Here is a 19,528-nt window from a genome sequence, read left to right as displayed (position 1 = left end):
GAGCGAGGCTCGGTTATGATCGGTAAACGACGGTTGTAGTGACCTTGTAGTTATACTACACGGCGCATGCCGACGCACAGTTTTAACCGAGTCGGAGTCCCCCCATTGAGCATTCCCTGCGACATGCTGGTTTTTGGCGGCACGGGCGATCTGGCCCTGCACAAGCTGCTGCCGGCGCTCTACCACCTGCATCGCGACGGACGCTTGCATCGCGAAACGCGCATCATCGCCCTCGCCCGCACGGCCTACAGCCGTGAGGCCTACCAGGATCTGGCCGAACGTCGCTGCCGCGCCCAGGTGGCACGCGCCGATTTCGACACCGAGACCTGGCGCAGCTTCGCCGAACGCCTCGACTACTTCGGCATGGATGCAGCGCAGAGTGCCGATTTCTCGCGTCTGGCCCGCCACCTCGGCAATGCCGAGCGGGTGCGTGTGTACTACCTCGCCACCGCGCCCAGTCTGTTTCAGGATATTGCCTCGCACCTGGCCAACGCCGGCCTGGCTGGGCCACAGTCGCGCATCGTGCTGGAAAAGCCGATCGGCCATTCCCTGGAATCGGCGCAAGCGATCAACGCCGCGATCGGCGCCGTGTTCGACGAGTCCCGGGTGTTCCGTATCGACCACTACCTGGGCAAGGAAACCGTGCAGAACCTCATGGCCCTGCGCTTCGCCAATGCCCTGTTCGAGCCTGTATGGCGCGCCGGTCACATCGACCACGTGCAGATCAGCGTGTGCGAAACCCTCGGTGTGGAAAACCGCGGCGGCTACTACGATCATGCCGGTGCCATGCGCGACATGATCCAGAACCACCTGCTGCAGCTGCTCTGCCTGGTGGCGATGGAAGCGCCGGTGCGCTTCGACGCCGAAGCAGTGCGCAACGAAAAGGTGAAGATCCTCGAAGCGCTCAAACCCATCTCCGGCCTCGACGTACAGGACAAGACCGTGCGCGGCCAGTACACCGCCGGCAAGATCGGCGGGCAGGACGTGCCGGCCTACTACTTCGAGAAGAACGTCGACAACGACAGCGACACCGAAACCTTCGTCGCCGTGCAGGTGGAGATCGACAACTGGCGCTGGGCCGGCGTGCCCTTCTACCTGCGCACCGGCAAGCGCCTGGCGCGCAAGACCTCGGAAATCCTCATCCAGTTCAAGCCCGTGCCACATCGCCTGTTCGCCGAGGGGGAAGCCAACCAGTTGCTGATTCGCCTGCAGCCGGAAGAGCGCATCAGCCTGCAACTGATGGCCAAAAACCCCGGCAAGGGCATGCACCTCAAGCCCGTGGAACTGGATCTGAACCTGGCCAACGCTTTCAACCAGCAACGCCGCTGGGACGCCTACGAACGCCTGTTGCTGGACGTGATCGAGGGCGACTCGACGCTGTTCATGCGCCGTGACGAGGTGGAAGCAGCCTGGCGCTGGGTCGACCCGATTCTCCAGGGCTGGCACCAGCACTATCAGAGCCCACGCCCCTACCCGGCCGGCAGCGATGGCCCAGAGCAGTTGCAGCACCTGCTGGAACGCCATGGCCGACACTGGGCAGAGTGAACGCAGCTGGCAGATTCTTGCGCACGGAACAACGGGAAAAGGGCCTGCTGATAGGCTCCAGCCCAGCAACGGCGGGGCCTTCGGAAGACTGCGCAACAACCTGCACAGCGCTGCGCAACTTGTTGCGCAATATAACGTGACCGGATACTCAGCGTGACCACCAGCCATTTTTCGGTCACGCCAAGTTGCTGTTTATAAACAACTTTATATTTCTGGCATGCCCCTCGCTTTAGTCCAGGCTCCCGGATCGATCACGATCCATGACCCAGGCAAGGAGAGCACTCATGCCAACACCCGCGTATCTGTCCCTCGAAGGCACCAAACAAGGTCTGATCACCGCTGGCACCTTCACCGAGGACTCGGTCGGCAACATTTTCCAGGAAGGTCATGAAGACCAGATTCTGGTTCAAGCCTACAACCACCAGGTCATCATCCCGCGTGACCCGCAGTCCGGCCAACCGACCGGCCAGCGCGTACACAAGCCGCTGATGATCACCAAGGTCTTCGACAAGTCCTCGCCGCTGATCTTCAACGCCCTGACCTCCGGTGAGCGTCTGAACAAGTGCCGTCTGGAGTGGTACCGCACCTCCTCCACCGGTACCCAGGAGCACTACTTCACCATCGAACTGGAAGACGCCGTGATCGTCGACGTTCAGTCGCGCATGCCGAACTGCCAGGATCCGAACATGGCGCACTTCACTCACCTGGAAGACGTCTACTTCACCTACCGCAAAATCGTCTGGACCCACGAAGTCTCCGGTACTTCCGGCTCCGACGACTGGCGTACCCCGATCTCCGCGTAAGCCGGGATCGCCTCCGCGTCACCGCAGCGGCCAGGCATCGTCCTGGCCGTTGCATTTCGGCAAACCGCGCATGGCTTGCGCCGGCCAGTTGCCGAAAACCTCGACCGTTGCCAGCAAGGCGCGGCCGATTCGGTTACAACCTGGAGCGCGCCCCGCGCCCATCATGGAATGATCGAGAGGAACAACGAATGTTCGCCCAGGCCAACCAGACCCATTTCAGCTTGAGCATCGAAGGCGTCGAACACGACCTGCAGGTGCTCGAATTCAGCGGGCGCGAGGCGATCAGTCAGCCTTACGCCTTCGCGGTGGAACTGATCAGCGAACGGCCTGACCTCGACCTGGAGAGCCTGCTGCATCAGCGCGCCTTCCTCGCCTTCGACCAGAACGGCGCCGGCATTCACGGCATCATCCACCGCATCGCCCAGGGCGAATCCGGCAAGCGCATCACCCGCTACCGTCTGACCCTGGTGCCACAACTCGCCTACCTGGTGCACCGCACCAACCAGCGCATTTTCCAGCACCTGACGGTGGAGAAGATCATCAGCCAGGTGCTCGAAGAGCACGGCATCCAGGCCGACGCCTACCAATTCCAACTCGGCTCGATCTACCCCGAGCGCGAGTATTGCGTGCAGTACGACGAGACTGACCTGCACTTCGTCCAGCGCCTGTGCGAAGAGGAAGGCATCCACTACCACTTCCAGCACAGCGCCGAGGGCCACATCCTCACCTTCGGCGACGACCAGACGCCGTTCCCGCGCCTGGCGCCGCTGGCCTACCAGCAGGACACCGGCCTGGTGGCCGACGACCCGGTGGTCAAGCACTTCGGCGCCCGGGTGGAAACCCGCACCAGCCAGGTCACCCGCCGCGACTACGACTTCGAGAAGCCGCGCCTGCAACTGGAAGCCAAGGCAGACGGCGATGCCCAGCCCAAACTGGAAGACTACGACTACCCCGGACGCTACACCGACCGCGAGCGTGGCAAACACCTGGCCAAGCGCGCGCTGGAGCGCCACCGCCACGACTTCGAACTGGCCGAGGGTGACGGCGACTCGCCGACTCTGGTCAGCGGCCACTTCCTCGACCTGACCGAACACCCGCGCAGCGAGTGGAACCAGCTCTGGCTGCTCACCGACGTGCAGCACGAAGGCAAGCAGCCGCAGGTGCTGGAAGAGTCCGTCACCAGCGACACCCAACCTGCCGACGGTTTCACCCAGGGTTATCGCAACCGCTTTACCGCCACGCCCTGGGGCGTGTCTTATCGCCCGCCACTAAAGCACCCCAAACCGCGCATCCTTGGCAGCCAGAGCGCCGTGGTCACCGGCCCGGCGGGCGAGGAAATCCACTGCGACGAATATGGCCGGGTGAAGGTGCAATTCTTCTGGGATCGCGAAGGCCAGGCCGACGAGAAAACCAGCTGTTGGCTACGCGTCAGCTCCAGCTGGGCCGGTGACCGATACGGCGCCATCACCATCCCGCGTATCGGCATGGAAGTGTTGATCACCTTCCTCGAAGGCGACCCCGACCAACCGCTGCTGACCGGCTGCCTCTATCACGCCGAACACGTCGTGCCCTACGACCTGCCGGCGAACAAGACCCGCAGCGTCTTCAAGACCCTAAGCAGCCCCGGCGGTGGCGGCTACAACGAACTGCGCATCGAGGATCGCAAGGGCGCCGAGCAAATCTACGTACACGCCCAGCGTGACTGGGACGAGAACATCGAGCATGACCAGAAGATCCGCGTTGGCAACGAACGCCACGACACGGTCGAAGCCAACGCCTACAGCCACTTCAAGGCCGAAGAACACCGCACCACCCACGCCGACCGCAAGACCGAGATCAAGGCCAACGACCACCTCACGGTGGGCGACAGCCAGCACATCAAACTCGGCAACGGCCAGTTCATCCAGGCCGGCCAGGAAATCCACCTCTCCAGCGGCCTGAAAGTCGTGCTCGAAGCCGGTAGCGAACTGACCCTCAAGGGCGGCGGCAGCTTCATCAAGCTCGACGGCGGCGGCGTGACCCTGGTGGGGCCGGTGATCAAGATCAACTCCGGCGGCGCGCCGGGCAATGGCTCGGGGGCGGCGCCCATCCTGCCAGGGGCGGTGAGGCCGGCAGATGCGGATATACCGGGAATTCCACTGGAAGCCCTAGTCAAACAAAACATGCTGTTTCGCAGCACCCGAGCTGGCGTATGTGAGGTGTGCGAAGCCGCTAAGGCGGCAAAGGGAGATAAGGCATGAGCGCCCCAATGCCCAATGGAAACGGTGCCATTCTGCTAGACGGAGCTCGTTACGAGAGCGCGACGGCGTGGCTTTATCAGTGCTTCCCTAGCCATCAACCAAGACCGTTATTGCTCGGTACAGCCTATGAGCCCATAGCGGACGCTGGCCCGATTTTGCTGGATGCTCCGGTTGGCAGCATGGCCTATGACGCCTGGAGACACGGAACCGAAATCAAGGATGGTCTCTGGCTGGAAAGCGATGCTTCGATGGACGATCTGCAGCGCATACTGCAGCGCCGCCTGCGCATCCTCACCCCAGAACATCGCGAACTCTGGCTACGCCTGGGTGACGCCCGGCCTCTGTATCAGGCATGGCGGCGCGAAGGGCAATGGCCGGTGGGATTCTGGCACCGAATCTCACGCATCTGGATTCATCACGAAGGCACTATCTGCTGTGCTTGGCAAAACGAACAGCCCGAGAAAGATGGCGCGCCAGCCGAACTGGGTCTCGCCGCGCAAATGACGCTCGACTGGCAACTGCTGGAAGCACTTGCCGAACAGGACGACACGGCACAGGAGGCTCTTCTATGACTGCTCAAACTCCCTCCCCATCTAGCTTGACGGTCGCTGGATGCCCCCTGCTTAGCGCTGTGCTCCCGCTACGCTATGCGCTTGGCCCGACCCTAACAGTGGATACCAGCGCCTATGGCTTGCCAGCTGTACAGGGAGACTTTCCTGCTATAGGCGATTACTTCGAGCCACTAAAGGGCCGTCCGCTGAACTACACCGCCCGCCTGTTACGCGATGGCTGGCTGTACGTCTGGCAGAGCGGCCTAAAACAATTGGTTGAATACAGTGTCAGCGCGGCTGCCTTTACCCAAACAGCTCGCGGCGGCAAAGTCATCGACGGGCGTAGCCTGCCCTATTTACTCCTTCCCGCAGGAACACCGGCCATGCTGGCGTGGTCGCCTCGCCAGTGGAGCGATAGCCAGTTCAATTCAGCCAAGGGAAAAGAGGATGTACGTCAGCGCGTGATGCGTACCATCACCCCTGGAGCAGCACCATTCAGCGGCCAAGCTCGCACGATCCACGAACATATCGGCGACTACATGGATGCAAACTGGTATGGCTGGAGTTGTGAACCCTCAACCAGTCACCGTCCAGCCTGGCCAAAGCTGCTCGACGACATGCAGCGCTGCGAGCAACAAGCCTATGCCTTGATCGACGACCCGTGGGGCGTATTGCTTGATCTAGCCAAGCTGCTTCGCGCTCGTCAGCAGACATTCAAAGTGACGCGTGAAATCCATGGCGAAGACTGGGCCATGGCAGGCGTACTCAAATCTCTGGCAGAAGGCGATCCGCAAATCGGCGGCCAACTGCGCAGCATCACCAATTACCGCAAGCTACAAACTACCTGGCAGCAGCAAACGCAAGAAGAGGAAGAATACAACGCCGATGTGCGCCGTCTCAGTGAGCTTTGGTCAGCCTGGCTAAATACCCTAGCTCAGCGCGGCCCTGCCAGCCTGGATACTGCCTGTGGCCATTTCGACATCACCCAACCCGATCCACGTGCGGAGCTAGAACTCCACTTCGCTGCAGCCTGTCTTGGCCCGGCGACAACCGGCCCAGGGGCCAAAGCAATAGCCAATGCCTTAACACTCCAACAGCAAGAGGGTAAACCCTGGCTGGTTTGGGCATTACTGGGCTTGGGCAAACGCCTCGGTGTCGGTGAAATCAATTCCCTGGTAGGGCTGGCTGACGGCGTAAGGGACAACGGTGCAAGCGCGCTGAACGAAGCACGCAGACTAGCGCAATTGCTGAACCAGGCAGCCGATAAACTAGGTCGGCATATTCTGGGCTCGCCATTGGAGGCTCTGTTTACAGCGCTCGCACCTATCATGGGCTTGGGCCTGCAGAAAGCCGACGACGGTTCCAAGAGCGCCGGGCGCCTCTACCTCGCCGCAGCTTTGGCGCGAAGCCAGCAGCGCCTGGCTATCGAGGCCGTCAGTCAGCGGCAACTCGGCGAATGGATGAGCGACCTGATGGGCACACGCCCTAATCTGCCAGCCCGTCTAAAACCCACACAGCTCAGTGTTGCGGTCAGCGATGCACTACCTTTCTTCCGCCTGCTACCGGCCAAGGACTTACCGCCCCTACCTACCCACATGGCGACGGATGTCGACCTCAAGAGGATGCTCGATCTCGGCAAAGGAGCGCTAGAAAAATCACCTATCAAATGCTCGGTAGCGCTGATGGCAGGGGTGAATTTTATATGGGGCGGGGTACAGCTAACTGAAAAGCAATCGGGGAAAAACTGGCTGAGTTTTGTGGGAGGAACTTTTGGAGTTTCTAGCGCAATCGCAGCGACCTTACAAAAAGTTTCGGAAGTCGACTGGGAAGCAGCAGTCAAGCTCAATGGTGCCAGGCACATCGCTTCGCAGAAAGCTTTGACTGATGCACTGGGGGTAGGCGCTAGAGCATCGATCCTACAATCGGTAACCTCTGGCTTCGACGTATTGGTCTACGGCATCGAGGCGCTAGAGGCCTACAAAGCCGGCGACTTAGATACCACAGCTATCAATGCAGGATTGACCCTGGCCTCCGCCGCTAGCCTGCGCCTTTACGTGCAGAGCTTCCGGGCTATACGTGCCGCACGCGCCGCAGTTATCGCTGGCGAGGCTGCGGTCATAGGCCGCGGCGTTAGCGTGGCGCCACACCTGGCCGCCCGCGCTCTGGGGTGGACCATCCTGATCGTCGGCGGAGTAATTGCCCGCCAACACACCCAGGACACACCTCTTGAAGCATGGGTCAAAGGTACCCGATTCGGCACCCGGCCTGCTGATTGGTCGAACAGCTACGAAAAGTCGATGACCGAGTTTTACAAGGTAGTATTCCCCATCAGTTTCGAGGCTTACCGTCTCAATGAATTGAATCCATATAGTGGCATGCAAACTATCACCTACGTCTTGCTAAGACTGCCAGGCAAGAGCGCACTGACTGATGAAATGATCCATTTCAAAGGACACGAAACTTGGGGCAGCTTCTTGGGCTGGGGCGGTACACGCAAAGCCGTGGAATGGACCGGGAAGGACTTCGATCAGCACGGCGGCACACGGGTTAAACCCGAGCCTGGTGTTGCTGTCTACCGTCGCGTTTATCACGAGGAGAATGGTGACAAACTAGATGCCATTCATGGCGAACTTAGCTATTCGCCCGTCGAGGGAGTAACCCTCCCAGCCATAGAAATCAAGGAGCTCGCATGGCTGTAAGCGACCTGATCCAACAAGCCCGTACTCGCTTCGAGCAGTCCCGCAGCGCGCTCTTACGAGCCGACGAGCCCACTGGAGAAAAACCGTGGGAAATGTTCGTTACCGATGAACATACCGAGCATTATCTGGCCATCAAGAATGGCGGGGACTCCGACAGGGGAATGTTAACTGGAGCACTGGGGGGAGTTGGTGGGGTAACGGCGCTTCTCATGTGCTCCATCCTCATCCTGAGCGGAAATACAGATGGCATTTTGACAGGAGTAATCTTAGCAGCCGCTCTTTTCGTTATTCCGTTCCTGTGGGAAACCCGCCGTCCACTCCCCTTGCCGATACTCTTCAACCGCCGCACCCGAGAGGTCTATTTCGATCACAATGGCAATCTGTACCACAGCCCTTGGGACGGTATACAGGCGCTGGCAGGCGAGTTTGTTATGGTTGGCCCACATACCGGTGGTATGCGAAATGCCTCACTGGAAATTCTCGTACGACGCCTCGGCGAGCCCGATAACGCGTTGCTGATAAGCCTTGGCCTACCGATGGGCAAAACCCTGCAAATGCAGAAAGGCCTTTGGGAATGGCTACGCGCCTATATGGACAATGGACCCTGGTTCGATGAGAACGGCCAGCGCAGCGACTCCGATGCCTACGTCAAGGAAATGCTTTCTGCCCATACCAAACCCACAGGCTTTCTTGCCTTCCGGCGGCAAAAGATTGCTGAGAAAAAAGCAGCCAACGAGGGCAAGAACTACCTGGAGTGGACTGATGCGATTCTCTATCTGGGGCACCTACTTTTCTACCCGATGAACTGGCTGCAGGAGCTCACCTACAACATCGCCAAGCGCCGCTCCCGTAATCGCTGGCCAGAGATCGTCACAGAACGCCTACAGCCAAACGGTCCTACTACGCGCCTTATCGATTTGGAGCGTGAACGTGGGCTGGACGTATAAATCCGTACATAAACTTAACGGAGTCAAGGAAAGACCATGCAACAAGCCACCTGGAATCATGCCCAATACCTCAGCGTGCTGTCTTGGACAATGTTCAGCGCCGCCGTCACAAGCGCGCAGCTATTTCTTGTATTTTTCCCTTTTGGCAATCTGGATGAGTACGTGCTGGGTTGGCCTCTCGGACTATCGCTGACCGCAAACGTCATACTAGTTAGTGCGTCCACATTAGGTCGTCGCGACCAATATGTTCGTATTTCATTGACGGATAACGGAATCCAATATGATGACGAATCCGAGTCCTACCGTCGCAACGAACTGCTTCGTGCCAGTGACATCAAGAAAATCCGCGTTCGACGCAATCCATTCTTCAAGTCACTGACGATCGATATGAAGGAAGACAATCAACGCTTCTTTCTGAGTAATGAGTCTCTCACAGAGAATTTTCTGGCGGAAGCCAATGCGCTCATCAACCAAGCAGCGGATAACGCGCCACAAACTGGCCTGCAAAAGGCGTAAGTAGCAAAAGGGAAGGCGACCGAGAATCGCATCGCAAGAGATCACCTATTTCAGAACCACAACCAGTGCGGTTACACCGTTTTCTGGCCCCCACCTCGCACGGCCACTTAGCGCTATGAATGCACTGATAAAGGTTTTCCCGGATAGCATTTTCACCGTCGATGACGCTGGTAGTGTTTCGATGATCGAACGCCCCTCTACTACGCCCATTGCTCATGGGTTGAGATGGGGGTGGTTAGTGCTTCTTCTGGCTTTTATAGCGTCATGGTGGACTGATGGTGCAGAACTCACGGTCACATTGTTCTGCTTGATGCTGGGGTATCCGCTCATTGTGTTGGTCATCGCGAACTGGATATTTCCCGACACCGCCTACGAGGCCCACTTCGACGCTGAGGGGCTTCATCTGGCCATCGGCCAAGCGCAAGACCTGACGGCCCATGCCAGTATTTTCGTTCCTTACCGGGAGATCACTGAGCTGGTAACTCTTGACCATTATCGAGATATGGGCCGATATGGCACCACATGGTTTCGTAGCTACATCATCAAAACGAAAGTGCCATACGGCGAAAAGCCTCACCTGCAGATCAACACCAAACGCAGTGCGGAGTCGGTGTATTCCGTTTTGAACAGAGTCGCTCGACTGCCTGCGACACAACACATCCGCATACCGCCGATGATTACCATTGGCGATCCACCCTTCAGCCCGGCAAGAAGGCGCGAACAACGCCAAGAGCGTGAGAGGCGTCTACGCGGAGAGGTGTAATGGCTAGAGAGCACAACAGTTGCCGACGGACAGAATCCGACCTAGGTGGCGAAGTCCAGTCCCAGTAGAGCCTTCCGCCAGAGCGACCAGCAACGCCCTATCATCGAGATAATTTGCCAAGGTGCGAAAAGCATCAGGGCCGGAGCCGAGCACCTTTATTAGCTGCTTCGCGCCGGGCATGCGCCAGCACGGTCAGCAGTACCAATAACCCCAGCACTCCTGCCCCAACGAACAACCCCTCATACCCCAGCACCTTCGCCAGCACCCCGCTGCTGGCGCCAACGACGCCGGACAGCAGCACCTGCGCCGAAGCCTGCAGGGTGAAATCGGCGCCTTCGTGTTCGGGGCGGCACATGCGCATCATGGCGGCGAACAGGGCGACGGTGGACATACCGTCGGCCACTTGCTCGAACAGGGTCACGGCATAGACCAGGCCGGTATTGGCGCCCTGCCCCACCAGCAAGGCCAATGCGGCGATGCCGATGGCCTGCAGGGCGCCGAACAAAATCAGCGCACGCAGCACGCCGATGCGGGCGTAGAGCAGGCCGCCGAGCAAGGCGCCGCCGATGCCGGCCAGGCTGCTGATCAGGGTCAGTTGGCCGAGCGCTGCGGTGCTCCAGCCCTGATCCACCAGCATTGGCTTGATCATCGGCGAGCCGAGCGAGTCGCCGAGCTTGAAGGTGAGCACCACCGCCAGCCACAGCAACATGCCGGGCTGCGCCAACAGGCCGCGATAATGGTCGAGCAAGAGGCGTGGGCCGAAGGCGCGTTCCGCCTGGGCGGGTTGGAAGGGCAAGACGCGGCGTTCGGGGAAAAACCATATAGGCACGGTCATCAGCAGGATCAGGCCAGCCAACAAACCCAGCGCCAGGTTCCACCCCAGCGGGTCGATCACCAGCAGCAGGCCGCTGCCGCTGACGATCATGCCGACCTTGTAGCCGCCCACTTGCAGGCTGTTGCCCAGACCGCGCCAGCGTTCGGGCAGCAGGCGTACGGTAAGGCCGTCGGTGGCCACGTCCTGGGTGGCGGCCAGCAGGTTGATCAACAGCAGCAGACCGAGTAACCACCACAGGCCGGCGCCGAACAGGGTCTGCGGCGCCAAGAGCGCCAGCACGGCAACGCAAGTGATTACCCCGCCTTGTAGCGGCAGGATCCAGCCACGGTGATGGCCCATTCGGGGCGAGGCCAAGCGGTCGATCCAGGGCGCCCAGAACACTTTCAGCAGCCAGGGCAAGGCCAGCAGTTTGAGCAGGCCGATCAGCGCCAGGTCGACGCCATGCTGGCGCAGCAGCACCGGCAGTGAATGGCCGATCAGACCGGAGGGCAGGCCCTGCGCGCAATAGAGCGAGGCCAGCAGCACCAGTATGGAGTTGGACGGGCGAGGTGCGATGGACGGCATAACGGGCGCTCGCGGCAAAAGCGCAAGCCTAGCAGGCTGTTGAAAAACTACCTACGTTGGCAATACTGCGTTAAAAACAGCCTCAAAATGCTCATTTACAGCACGTAAACTGCGCTTTTTCGGCTGTTTTTGCCTTGTCTTGCCTGCCTCGCCTACGTTTTTCAACGGCCTGCTAGTGGTTTGCGCCTGCGAGCGGCAACGAGGCGGTGGTTACAGTTCGTAGCTGGGCGGGTCGCGGCTGAAGCCCCTCCCACAAAAGCCTGGCCAGCCCATGCTCTGGATGCAATCCGGGGCCGCGTCAATCGCGAATGAATTCGCTCCTACACAGGGTCTGCCGCTGGCTTCTCCAACGCGTGCCCTACAGGCTATTCAGGCACTCGCTCAGGCCGTTGGCCAGGTTCTGCAGCAGATGTTCGTAGCCGCTGGCGTCGACCGGCAAGGTGCCGCCCAGGGCGTCGAGTTCGGCCAGTTTGACCGGCAGGCCGGCGGTCAGGGTTTCAGCCAGGCGTGGGCGCAGCGGCGGTTCGCTGAATACGCAGCTTGGGCCAGTCTGTTGCAGGCGCTCACGCATGGCGGCGACATGCTGGGCGCCGGGCTGCACTTCGGTGAGCACACTGAAGACGCCAGCATGCTTGAGGCCATAGGTAGCCTCGAAGTAGTCGAAGGCCTCGTGGAAGACGAAGTAGGGCTTGCCGTGCAGGGCCGTCATTTGCGGGCGAATGCGCGTGTCGAGCGCATCCAGGCGCCGCTCGAACGCCTGCAGGTTGGCGGCGTAGCGCTGTGCGTTGGGCGCATCCAGCTGGCTCAGATCGGCGGCCATGCGGGCAGCGATCACCCGTGCATTGGCCGGCAGCAGCCAGAGGTGGGCATCCAGGCTGCCGGGGCGATGATCGTGGTCGTGTTCCCCGTCGGTATTGGCGTGCTCATGAGCGTGCTCGTCGTGGTCGTGCTCGTCCTGGCCCTCACCAAAACGGCGCAGGTTCATGCCGGGCAGATCCTGCACCGCCACCTGCGGTTTGTCGCGCCCGCCCAGCACGCGCGGCAGGAAGGCCTCCATGTCCGGGCCGATCCAGTACAGCAGGTCAGCATCACGCACCCGCCGTACGTCGGATGGGCGCAGCGCGTAATGGTGTGGCGAGGCGCCAGGCGGCAGCAGCACTTCAGGCTCGCCGACGCCGTCCTGCACCGCTGCGGCGATCAGTTGCAGCGGCTTGATACTGGTCAGAACGCGCACCTCGGCCTGGGTGCTGGCGACGAAAAACAGGGCGATAAGACAGAAAAGACGCGACACGGGGCATACTCAAGCGGGATTGAACGGGTAACATAATAACGTCTCTTACCAGCGCCGTCCTTGCCCATGACCGACACTCCCCTGGCTGCACGCCCCCACGATCACTCCCGCTGCGTCAGCCATGCGCTGGCCGAAGCCGAAGCCATCTGCGCGCGCCAAGGGCTGCGCCTGACCGCTCTGCGCAAGCGTGTGCTGGAGCTGGTATGGGCCAGCCACAAGCCGCTCGGTGCCTACGACATCCTCGGCGTATTGAGCGATGAAGACGGCCGCCGCGCTGCGCCACCTACGGTCTATCGCGCGTTGGATTTCCTCCTGGAAAACGGCCTGGTGCACCGCATCGCTTCGCTCAACGCCTTCGTCGGCTGCAGCCACCCGGAGCATTCGCACCAGGGCCAGTTCCTGATCTGCCGGGCGTGCCATGCGGCAACCGAACTGGAGCAACCCGCTATCAGCCAGGCCATCGTCGACGGTGCCGCCGGCGTCGGTTTCGCCGTGGAAAGCCAGACCGTGGAAGTGGTTGGCCTCTGCGCAGGCTGCAAGGGCAAGGCATGAGCGAGGCATTGATCCGGCTCGACGGCATTGCGGTCAGCTTCAATGGCCAGACGGTGCTCGACGACGTGGAACTGAGCGTACGCCCTGGCGAGATCGTCACCCTGATCGGCCCCAATGGCGCCGGCAAGACCACGCTGGTGCGCGTGGTGCTCGGCCTGCTGCAACCTGAGCGTGGCAATGTGCGCCGCACGCCGCGCCTGCGCATCGGCTATATGCCGCAGAAACTGCATGTCGACGCCACCCTGCCGCTGTCGGTGCTGCGCTTCTTGCGCCTGGTGCCGGGGGTGGATCGCAAGCGCGCGCTGGCAGCACTGGCCGAAGTCGGCGCCGAGCAAGTGATCGACAGCCCGCTGCAGAGCATTTCCGGTGGCGAGATGCAGCGCGTACTGCTGGCCCGGGCCCTGCTGCGCGAGCCGCAACTGCTGGTGCTCGACGAGCCGGTGCAGGGTGTCGATGTCGCCGGCCAGGCCGAGCTGTACCGGCTGATCTCACGGCTGCGCGAACGTCACGGCTGCGGCGTGCTGATGGTTTCGCACGACCTGCACCTGGTCATGAGCGCCACCGATCAGGTGGTCTGCCTCAACCGTCATGTCTGCTGTTCCGGCCACCCGGAACAGGTCAGCGGCGATCCAGCCTTCATCGAACTGTTCGGCCAGGACGCCAAGAGCCTGGCTGTCTACCACCACCATCACGACCACGATCACGACCTGCATGGCGGCGTGGTCAAGCCCGGCCTGACCATTCATGGCCCGGCCCACGTCCACGGCCCGAACTGTAAACACTGATGCCTGACTTTCTCCTCAACGCTTTGCTCGCCGGCCTGGCGCTGGCCCTGGTAGCCGGCCCGCTCGGCTCCTTCGTGGTCTGGCGGCGCATGGCCTATTTCGGCGATACCCTGTCCCACGCCGCCCTGCTCGGCGTGGCGCTGGGGCTGATGCTCGACGTCAGCCCAACCCTCACGGTGACCGTCGGCTGCGTGCTGCTCGCCGTGCTGCTGGTCACCCTGCAGCAGCGCCAGCCGCTGGCTTCCGACACCTTGCTCGGCATCCTCGCCCACAGCACGTTGTCACTGGGCCTGGTGGCTTTGAGCTTCATGCATGACGTGCGCATCGACCTGATGAGCTACCTGTTCGGCGATCTGCTCGCGGTCAGCACCACCGATCTGGCCTGGATCATCGGCGGCAGCGCGTTGGTGCTGGCGCTGCTGGCCTGGCTGTGGCGGCCGCTGCTGGCGATCACCGTGCACGAGGAGCTGGCGCGAGTCGAAGGCCTGCCGGTCGCGGCGATTCGCCTGGCGCTGATGCTGCTGATCGCCGTGGTGATCGCCGTGGCGATGAAGATCGTCGGCGTGCTGCTGATCACCTCGCTGCTGATCATCCCCGCCGCTGCCGCCCAGCGCCACGCACGCACGCCGGAGCAGATGGCCGTGGGCGCCAGCCTGCTTGGCTTGGTGGCGGTGTGCTGCGGCCTGGCGCTGTCCTGGTACCAGGACACCCCGGCCGGGCCGTCCATCGTGGTCAGCGCCGCCGGCCTGTTCCTCGCCAGCTTCGCCCTGCCCCGGCGCAACGCCTGACGCTTCACGCGCGTGGGTTGTACAACAGCCCACACCGCCGAGCGGCATGAAATCACGCCGGCAACCGGGTATGATTGCGCATTTTTTGCACAACACGAGACGTAAACGTATGCAGTCGTTCGTTTTTCGCGGCCTCGCGCTTGGCCTGGTGCTGTTGCTGAGCGCCTGCCAGAGTGCTCAACCTAGCGCCGATGCCCTGAGCCCGGCATTCCAACGGATCGAACAGAGCATCGCGCAGGAGCAGCTGGACGTTGCCCGTGATCAGCTCGCCGCACTCGAGCCGCGCGCGGCCCAGGACGAGCGCCTGCAGCAGTACCGCCGGCAACTGGCCGATGCCTACATGCTGCAGGGCCGCGAAGCCTTGCAGCGCGGCGATCTGGATGCCGCCGCCAAGGCCATCGGGCAGGCCCGCAGCCTGCTGCCGGATGCCCCCGCGCTGGGCAGCGATGTGCGCCAGACGCTGGAGCAGGCCCGGCAATGAGCCTGGCCTTCTAATGCCATTTTGAAATAACCATAGGCCAACAAAGATTTTCTCGGCCTAAACAGTGCCGGGTAGACTAGCGGCCTTTTGCGCCCATCCGGCGCCAACAGGCCGCTTTGCCAACCGCAGAACTCGGCCCTGAACACACCCAAAAGGTCGTTCGCGTGATCCAGTTTCAATCCGTCCACAAGGCCTACCGCGTCGCAGGCCGCGAGATTCCGGCACTGCAGCCCACCACGCTGCAGATCGGCAGCGGCCAGGTGTTCGGCATCATCGGCCACTCCGGCGCCGGCAAGAGCACCCTGCTGCGCCTGATCAACCGCCTGGAAGAGCCCTCCGGCGGGCGCATCGAGATCGACGGCGTCGATGTCACCGCCCTCGATGCCAACGGCCTGCGCCGCTTCCGCCAGCAGGTCGGGATGATCTTCCAGCACTTCAACCTGCTGTCGTCGAAAACCGTCGCCGACAACATCGCCATGCCGCTGCGCCTGGCCGGCGAGCTGAGCCGCGCCGAGATCGACGCACGCGTTGCCGAGTTACTGGCGCGCGTCGGTCTGCAGGATCACGCCAACAAATACCCGGCGCAGCTTTCCGGCGGGCAGAAACAGCGCGTCGGCATCGCCCGCGCGCTGAGCACGCGGCCGAAGATTCTGCTGTGCGACGAGGCCACCAGCGCCCTCGACCCGCAGACCACCACCGCCGTGCTGCACCTGCTGGCCGAGATCAACCGCGAGCTAGGCCTGACCATCGTGCTGATCACCCACGAGATGGACGTGATCCGCCGCGTCTGCGACCGCGTGGCGGTGATGGATGCCGGTGTCATCGTCGAAGAAGGCCCGGTGGCCGAGGTGTTCCTGCACCCACAGCACCCGACCACGAAGCGCTTCGTGCAGGAGTCCGAGCACGTCGACGAGGCCGAACAGCATGACGACTTCGCCCATGTCGAAGGCCGCATTCTGCGCCTGACTTTCCAGGGCGAAGCCACCTACGCACCGCTGCTGGGCACCGTGGCACGTGAGACCGGCGTGGATTACAGCATCCTCGCCGGGCGTATCGACCGCATCAAGGACACCCCCTACGGCCAGCTCACCCTGGCCCTGACCGGCGGTGACGTCGACGCCGCGCTGGCGCGCTTCGCAGCCGCCGACGTGCATCTGGAGGTACTGCGCTGATGCTCGAACAACTGCTGCCCAACGTGTTCTGGCCGGAAATCTGGCAGGCCAGCCTCGACACCCTGAACATGCTGCTCGGCTCAATGCTATTCACCGTGCTGCTCGGCCTGCCGCTCGGCGTGCTGCTGTTCCTCACCGGCCCGCGCCAGATGTTCGAGCAATCGGTGCTGTATGGCGTGCTGTCGCTGGTGGTGAATGTCGTGCGCTCGGTGCCCTTCGTCATCCTGCTGATCCTGATGCTACCGGTCACCGAAGTGCTGGTCGGCACCTCGCTCGGCGTCGCGGGCGCCATCCCGCCGCTGGTGGTCGGTGCCACGCCGTTCTTTGCGCGCCTGGTGGAAACCGCGCTGCGCGAAGTGGAGCGCGGCATCATCGAGGCAACCCAGGCGATGGGCGCCACGACCTGGCAGATCATCACCCGCGCCTTGCTGCCCGAGGCGCTGCCGGGCCTGCTCGCGGCCACTACCGTCACTGCGATCACCCTGGTTGGCTACACCGCCATGAGCGGCCTCGTTGGCGGTGGCGGCCTGGGCGACCTGGCCGTGCGCTACGGCTACCAGCGCTACCAGCCGGACGTTATGGCCGTGACCGTGGTGCTGCTGCTGATCCTGGTGCAGGTGCTGCAGATGGCCGGTGATCGCCTGGTCATACACTTTTCCCGCAAATAAGCGGCGACTCGCTACCCGCGAGACCCGCAATAACCTTCCCAAAAGGAACCTTGAAATGAAGAAACTGCTGACTGCCCTGGCGGCCTTCGCCGCCTTCTCGGCCCAGGCCGAAACCCTCAACGTCGCTGCCACTCCGGTGCCGCACGCGGAGATCCTCGAGTTCGTCAAACCGGCCCTGGCCAAAGAAGGCGTGGAGCTGAAGGTGCGCGTGTTCACCGACTACGTGCAGCCCAACCTGCAGGTGCAGCAAGGCAACCTGGACGCCAACTTCTTCCAGCACCAGCCGTACCTGGACGAGTTCAACGCCAGCCGCAAGACCAACCTCGTCAGCGTTGCCGGCGTGCACGTCGAGCCCTTCGGCGCCTACTCCAGCAAGATCAAGAACCTGAGCGAGCTGCCGCAAGGCGCCATCGTCGCCATCCCCAACGACGCCACCAACGGCGGCCGCGCCTTGCTGCTGCTGCAGAAAGCCGGTGTGATCAAACTCAAGCCGGAAGCCGGCATCCTCGCCACGCCGAAGGACATCGTCGAGAACCCGAAAGGCATCAAGGTGCGTGAACTGGAAGCGGCCACCCTGCCGCGCGTGCTGAGCCAGGTCGACCTCGCCCTGATCAACACCAACTACGCCCTGGAAGCCAAGCTGAACCCAACCAAGGACGCCCTGGCCATCGAAGGCAGCGACTCGCCGTACGTGAACATCCTGGTGACCCGCGCCGACAACAAGGACAGCGAGGCCGTGCAGAAGCTGGTCAAGGCCCTGCACAGCGCCGAGGTCAAGCAGTTCATCGAAGAGAAGTACAAGGGCGCCGTCGTCCCGGCGTTCTGATCGCCGCTGATCGCACTCGCGGTACCCGATGCCGCGCCGCTGCAAAGCTGCGCGGCATTTTTATTGGCCACCAGCATCTGAGCTCAGGCACTGCAACAAGCAATCCAGCGCCGGCTGACGCTGCGCCCGGCGCACCAGGGCGACCAGTTCGCGGTGGAAGGTCAGCTCGCCCAACTCGATCACCCGCAGCCGGGTCGGCCTTTGCAGCCAGAGACCGGCGCGTGGCACCAGGGCGACGCCCATGCCGTTCTCCACCAGGCGCACGATGGCTTCCAGCTCGTCCAGCTCCAGCGCCTCGCGTACGTTCAGGCGTTGTTCACGCAAGAAGCGACTGACCTGGCGCCCGCCGAACGAAGCGCGGTCATAGCGCACGAAGGGTTGCTCGACCAGCAGGCGCAGCGGGTCGTCGCCTTCGACAGCCTGCGGCGCGATCAGCACGAAGGGCTCGCTCGCCAGCGGCACCTCCAGCACTTCCTTGGGCAGCGGGAACGGCGGCTTGATCAGCAGCGCCAGATCCAGTTCGCCGGCATCCAGCTGACTGAACAGCTGCAGCGACACGCCTGGCACCAGCTTCAACTCCACCTGCGGCGCCAGTTGGCGAAAGCGCGGCAGCGCCTCGGCGAGCAAACCGGTCTGCAGGGTGGCGATGGCACCGACGCGCAATTCGCCCTGCCACTGATCGGCAGCCTGTGGCAGCGCCATCTGTGCATAGAGCGCGAGCATCTGCTCGGCCAGCGGCAGGGCGTGGCGACCGGCCGCGTTGAGCACGGCGGCGCGGCCACTGCGGTCGAACAGACGCACACCGAGATGCTGCTCGAGCACGCGCATCTGCGCGCTGACGGCGGATTGAGTCAGGCCGATCTGCTGACCCGCAGCAGCGAAGGTGCCCAGGCGGGCAACGGTGACGAAGGTTTTCAGCTCGCGCAGCATCAGCACCTCGATCAATCAAAATTGTTTGAGCTTGCGAGCAAGGATATTCGCTTTTCAGCAATTTCTCTGTTGGTAGGCTGATGCAATGAATAGCCGTGGCGGGTTGCACCCGCCCTACCCATAACAACCAGAGGTAATCCGTGATGGCCCTTGCTCCCTTTCACCTGGCGATTCCCGTGTACGACCTGGCTGCCGCGCGGCATTTCTATGGCGAGGTGTTCGGCTGCGCCGAAGGCCGCAGCAGCGAGCATTGGGTGGATTTCGATTTCTTCGGCCACCAGTTGGTGATCCACGAGGCGCCGAAGATGGCCTATCAGGAAGCGGCCGTGAGCAATCCGGTGGACGGCCATGACGTGCCGGTGCCGCATTTCGGCGTGGTGCTCGCCTGGGACGATTGGGAGGCGCTGGCCGAGCGCCTGCGCAGCCGTGAAACGAAGTTCGTCATCGAACCCTACGTGCGCTTCAAGGGCCAGGTCGGCGAACAGGCCACCCTGTTCCTTCTCGACCCCTGCGGCAATGCCCTGGAGTTCAAGGCGTTCAAGGATATCGGCCAGTTGTTCGCCAAGTAACCG

At 62.2% G+C, this 19,528-nt stretch carries 19 protein-coding genes; 16 read left to right on the top strand and 3 right to left on the bottom strand.

Annotated elements, in window-relative coordinates:
* Positions 1-66 precede the first annotated feature (66 nt).
* From zwf to ACODS1_RS19770, 8 genes are all read left to right on the top strand, one after another.
* On the top strand, positions 67-1,545 hold the full coding sequence (gene zwf, locus ACODS1_RS19805; protein WP_489087006.1) for a glucose-6-phosphate dehydrogenase: 1,479 nt from the start codon (positions 67-69) through the stop codon (positions 1,543-1,545).
* Positions 1,546-1,829: 284 nt separating this feature from the next.
* Positions 1,830-2,348, top strand: a complete 519-nt coding sequence (locus ACODS1_RS19800; protein ID WP_003241180.1) for an Hcp family type VI secretion system effector — start codon at positions 1,830-1,832, stop codon at positions 2,346-2,348.
* Positions 2,349-2,536: 188 nt separating this feature from the next.
* A complete protein-coding gene (locus ACODS1_RS19795; RefSeq protein WP_489087005.1) occupies positions 2,537-4,588 on the top strand; it encodes a type VI secretion system Vgr family protein in 2,052 nt (683 codons plus the stop codon).
* Positions 4,585-5,160 carry a DUF4123 domain-containing protein gene (locus ACODS1_RS19790; RefSeq protein ID WP_489087004.1) on the top strand — a complete coding sequence of 192 codons (576 nt, stop codon included), beginning with the start codon at positions 4,585-4,587 and terminating at the stop codon, positions 5,158-5,160. Before ACODS1_RS19795 ends, ACODS1_RS19790 begins: the two co-directional genes overlap by 4 nt.
* Positions 5,157-7,838 (top strand): toxin VasX, encoded by a 2,682-nt coding sequence (locus ACODS1_RS19785; RefSeq protein ID WP_489087003.1) that lies wholly within the window; start codon positions 5,157-5,159, stop codon positions 7,836-7,838. The genes ACODS1_RS19790 and ACODS1_RS19785 overlap by 4 nt, the downstream gene beginning before the upstream one ends.
* Positions 7,829-8,785: a hypothetical protein gene (locus ACODS1_RS19780; protein WP_489087002.1), complete on the top strand. Its 957-nt coding sequence runs from the start codon at positions 7,829-7,831 to the stop codon at positions 8,783-8,785. The genes ACODS1_RS19785 and ACODS1_RS19780 overlap by 10 nt, the downstream gene beginning before the upstream one ends.
* Before the next feature lie 36 nt (positions 8,786-8,821).
* On the top strand, positions 8,822-9,301 hold the full coding sequence (locus ACODS1_RS19775; RefSeq protein ID WP_489087001.1) for a hypothetical protein: 480 nt from the start codon (positions 8,822-8,824) through the stop codon (positions 9,299-9,301).
* A 115-nt stretch (positions 9,302-9,416) separates the two neighbouring features.
* Positions 9,417-10,064 (top strand): hypothetical protein, encoded by a 648-nt coding sequence (locus ACODS1_RS19770; RefSeq protein ID WP_489087000.1) that lies wholly within the window; start codon positions 9,417-9,419, stop codon positions 10,062-10,064.
* A 133-nt stretch (positions 10,065-10,197) separates the two neighbouring features.
* Here ACODS1_RS19770 and ACODS1_RS19765 read toward each other — a convergent pair whose 3' ends face one another.
* Both ACODS1_RS19765 and znuA read right to left on the bottom strand, forming a co-directional pair.
* Positions 10,198-11,463 carry an MFS transporter gene (locus ACODS1_RS19765; RefSeq protein ID WP_489086999.1) on the bottom strand — a complete coding sequence of 422 codons (1,266 nt, stop codon included), beginning with the start codon at positions 11,461-11,463 and terminating at the stop codon, positions 10,198-10,200.
* Between the two features lie 358 nt (positions 11,464-11,821).
* Positions 11,822-12,754 (bottom strand): zinc ABC transporter substrate-binding protein ZnuA, encoded by a 933-nt coding sequence (gene znuA, locus ACODS1_RS19760; protein WP_489086998.1) that lies wholly within the window; start codon positions 12,752-12,754, stop codon positions 11,822-11,824.
* Between the two features lie 66 nt (positions 12,755-12,820).
* On the opposite strand from znuA, the gene zur reads away from it, so the two are divergent.
* From zur to ACODS1_RS19725, 7 genes are all read left to right on the top strand, one after another.
* A complete protein-coding gene (zur, locus tag ACODS1_RS19755; RefSeq protein ID WP_322981930.1) occupies positions 12,821-13,306 on the top strand; it encodes a zinc uptake transcriptional repressor Zur in 486 nt (161 codons plus the stop codon).
* Positions 13,303-14,091, top strand: a complete 789-nt coding sequence (gene znuC / locus ACODS1_RS19750; protein WP_322981931.1) for a zinc ABC transporter ATP-binding protein ZnuC — start codon at positions 13,303-13,305, stop codon at positions 14,089-14,091. Before zur ends, znuC begins: the two co-directional genes overlap by 4 nt.
* On the top strand, positions 14,091-14,879 hold the full coding sequence (gene znuB, locus ACODS1_RS19745) for a zinc ABC transporter permease subunit ZnuB (RefSeq protein ID WP_489086997.1): 789 nt from the start codon (positions 14,091-14,093) through the stop codon (positions 14,877-14,879). Before znuC ends, znuB begins: the two co-directional genes overlap by 1 nt.
* A gap of 109 nt (positions 14,880-14,988) precedes the next feature.
* The gene (locus tag ACODS1_RS19740; RefSeq protein WP_489086996.1) at positions 14,989-15,360 is read left to right on the top strand and encodes a hypothetical protein; all 372 of its coding nucleotides are present in this window, start codon (positions 14,989-14,991) and stop codon (positions 15,358-15,360) included.
* Between the two features lie 164 nt (positions 15,361-15,524).
* On the top strand, positions 15,525-16,532 hold the full coding sequence (locus ACODS1_RS19735; protein ID WP_489086995.1) for a methionine ABC transporter ATP-binding protein: 1,008 nt from the start codon (positions 15,525-15,527) through the stop codon (positions 16,530-16,532).
* Entirely contained in the window at positions 16,532-17,200 is a 669-nt protein-coding gene (locus ACODS1_RS19730) for a methionine ABC transporter permease (protein WP_322981935.1), read from the top strand. Before ACODS1_RS19735 ends, ACODS1_RS19730 begins: the two co-directional genes overlap by 1 nt.
* Before the next feature lie 55 nt (positions 17,201-17,255).
* A complete protein-coding gene (locus tag ACODS1_RS19725) occupies positions 17,256-18,026 on the top strand; it encodes a MetQ/NlpA family ABC transporter substrate-binding protein (protein ID WP_489086994.1) in 771 nt (256 codons plus the stop codon).
* A gap of 60 nt (positions 18,027-18,086) precedes the next feature.
* Here the strand turns inward: ACODS1_RS19725 and ACODS1_RS19720 are convergent, their stop codons facing one another.
* On the bottom strand, positions 18,087-18,956 hold the full coding sequence (locus tag ACODS1_RS19720) for a LysR family transcriptional regulator (protein WP_489086993.1): 870 nt from the start codon (positions 18,954-18,956) through the stop codon (positions 18,087-18,089).
* 143 nt (positions 18,957-19,099) lie between these two features.
* Here ACODS1_RS19720 and ACODS1_RS19715 point away from each other — a divergent pair, with 143 nt between their 5' ends.
* Positions 19,100-19,525 (top strand): VOC family protein, encoded by a 426-nt coding sequence (locus tag ACODS1_RS19715; protein WP_489086992.1) that lies wholly within the window; start codon positions 19,100-19,102, stop codon positions 19,523-19,525.
* Positions 19,526-19,528: the final 3 nt, after the last annotated feature.

This window comes from Pseudomonas sp. FG29, from assembly GCF_057809355.1.
The sequence above is the reverse complement of the archived record's forward strand: the minus strand, read 5'-3'. Positions and strand labels throughout refer to the sequence as shown.

Bases quoted from the DNA above. Each gene is read 5' to 3' on its own strand.
- ACODS1_RS19765 (WP_489086999.1), bottom strand. From the start codon at position 11,463: ATGCCGTCCATCGCACCTCGCCCGTCCAACTCCATACTGGTGCTGCTG.
- zwf (WP_489087006.1), top strand. From the start codon at position 67: ATGCCGACGCACAGTTTTAACCGAGTCGGAGTCCCCCCATTGAGCATT.
- znuC (WP_322981931.1), top strand. From the start codon at position 13,303: ATGAGCGAGGCATTGATCCGGCTCGACGGCATTGCGGTCAGCTTCAAT.
- ACODS1_RS19780 (WP_489087002.1), top strand. From the start codon at position 7,829: ATGGCTGTAAGCGACCTGATCCAACAAGCCCGTACTCGCTTCGAGCAG.
- ACODS1_RS19800 (WP_003241180.1), top strand. From the start codon at position 1,830: ATGCCAACACCCGCGTATCTGTCCCTCGAAGGCACCAAACAAGGTCTG.
- ACODS1_RS19740 (WP_489086996.1), top strand. From the start codon at position 14,989: ATGCAGTCGTTCGTTTTTCGCGGCCTCGCGCTTGGCCTGGTGCTGTTG.
- ACODS1_RS19770 (WP_489087000.1), top strand. From the start codon at position 9,417: ATGAATGCACTGATAAAGGTTTTCCCGGATAGCATTTTCACCGTCGAT.
- ACODS1_RS19730 (WP_322981935.1), top strand. From the start codon at position 16,532: ATGCTCGAACAACTGCTGCCCAACGTGTTCTGGCCGGAAATCTGGCAG.
- ACODS1_RS19720 (WP_489086993.1), bottom strand. From the start codon at position 18,956: ATGCTGCGCGAGCTGAAAACCTTCGTCACCGTTGCCCGCCTGGGCACC.
- ACODS1_RS19785 (WP_489087003.1), top strand. From the start codon at position 5,157: ATGACTGCTCAAACTCCCTCCCCATCTAGCTTGACGGTCGCTGGATGC.
- ACODS1_RS19795 (WP_489087005.1), top strand. From the start codon at position 2,537: ATGTTCGCCCAGGCCAACCAGACCCATTTCAGCTTGAGCATCGAAGGC.
- zur (WP_322981930.1), top strand. From the start codon at position 12,821: ATGACCGACACTCCCCTGGCTGCACGCCCCCACGATCACTCCCGCTGC.
- ACODS1_RS19725 (WP_489086994.1), top strand. From the start codon at position 17,256: ATGAAGAAACTGCTGACTGCCCTGGCGGCCTTCGCCGCCTTCTCGGCC.
- ACODS1_RS19775 (WP_489087001.1), top strand. From the start codon at position 8,822: ATGCAACAAGCCACCTGGAATCATGCCCAATACCTCAGCGTGCTGTCT.
- znuB (WP_489086997.1), top strand. From the start codon at position 14,091: ATGCCTGACTTTCTCCTCAACGCTTTGCTCGCCGGCCTGGCGCTGGCC.
- ACODS1_RS19790 (WP_489087004.1), top strand. From the start codon at position 4,585: ATGAGCGCCCCAATGCCCAATGGAAACGGTGCCATTCTGCTAGACGGA.
- ACODS1_RS19715 (WP_489086992.1), top strand. From the start codon at position 19,100: ATGGCCCTTGCTCCCTTTCACCTGGCGATTCCCGTGTACGACCTGGCT.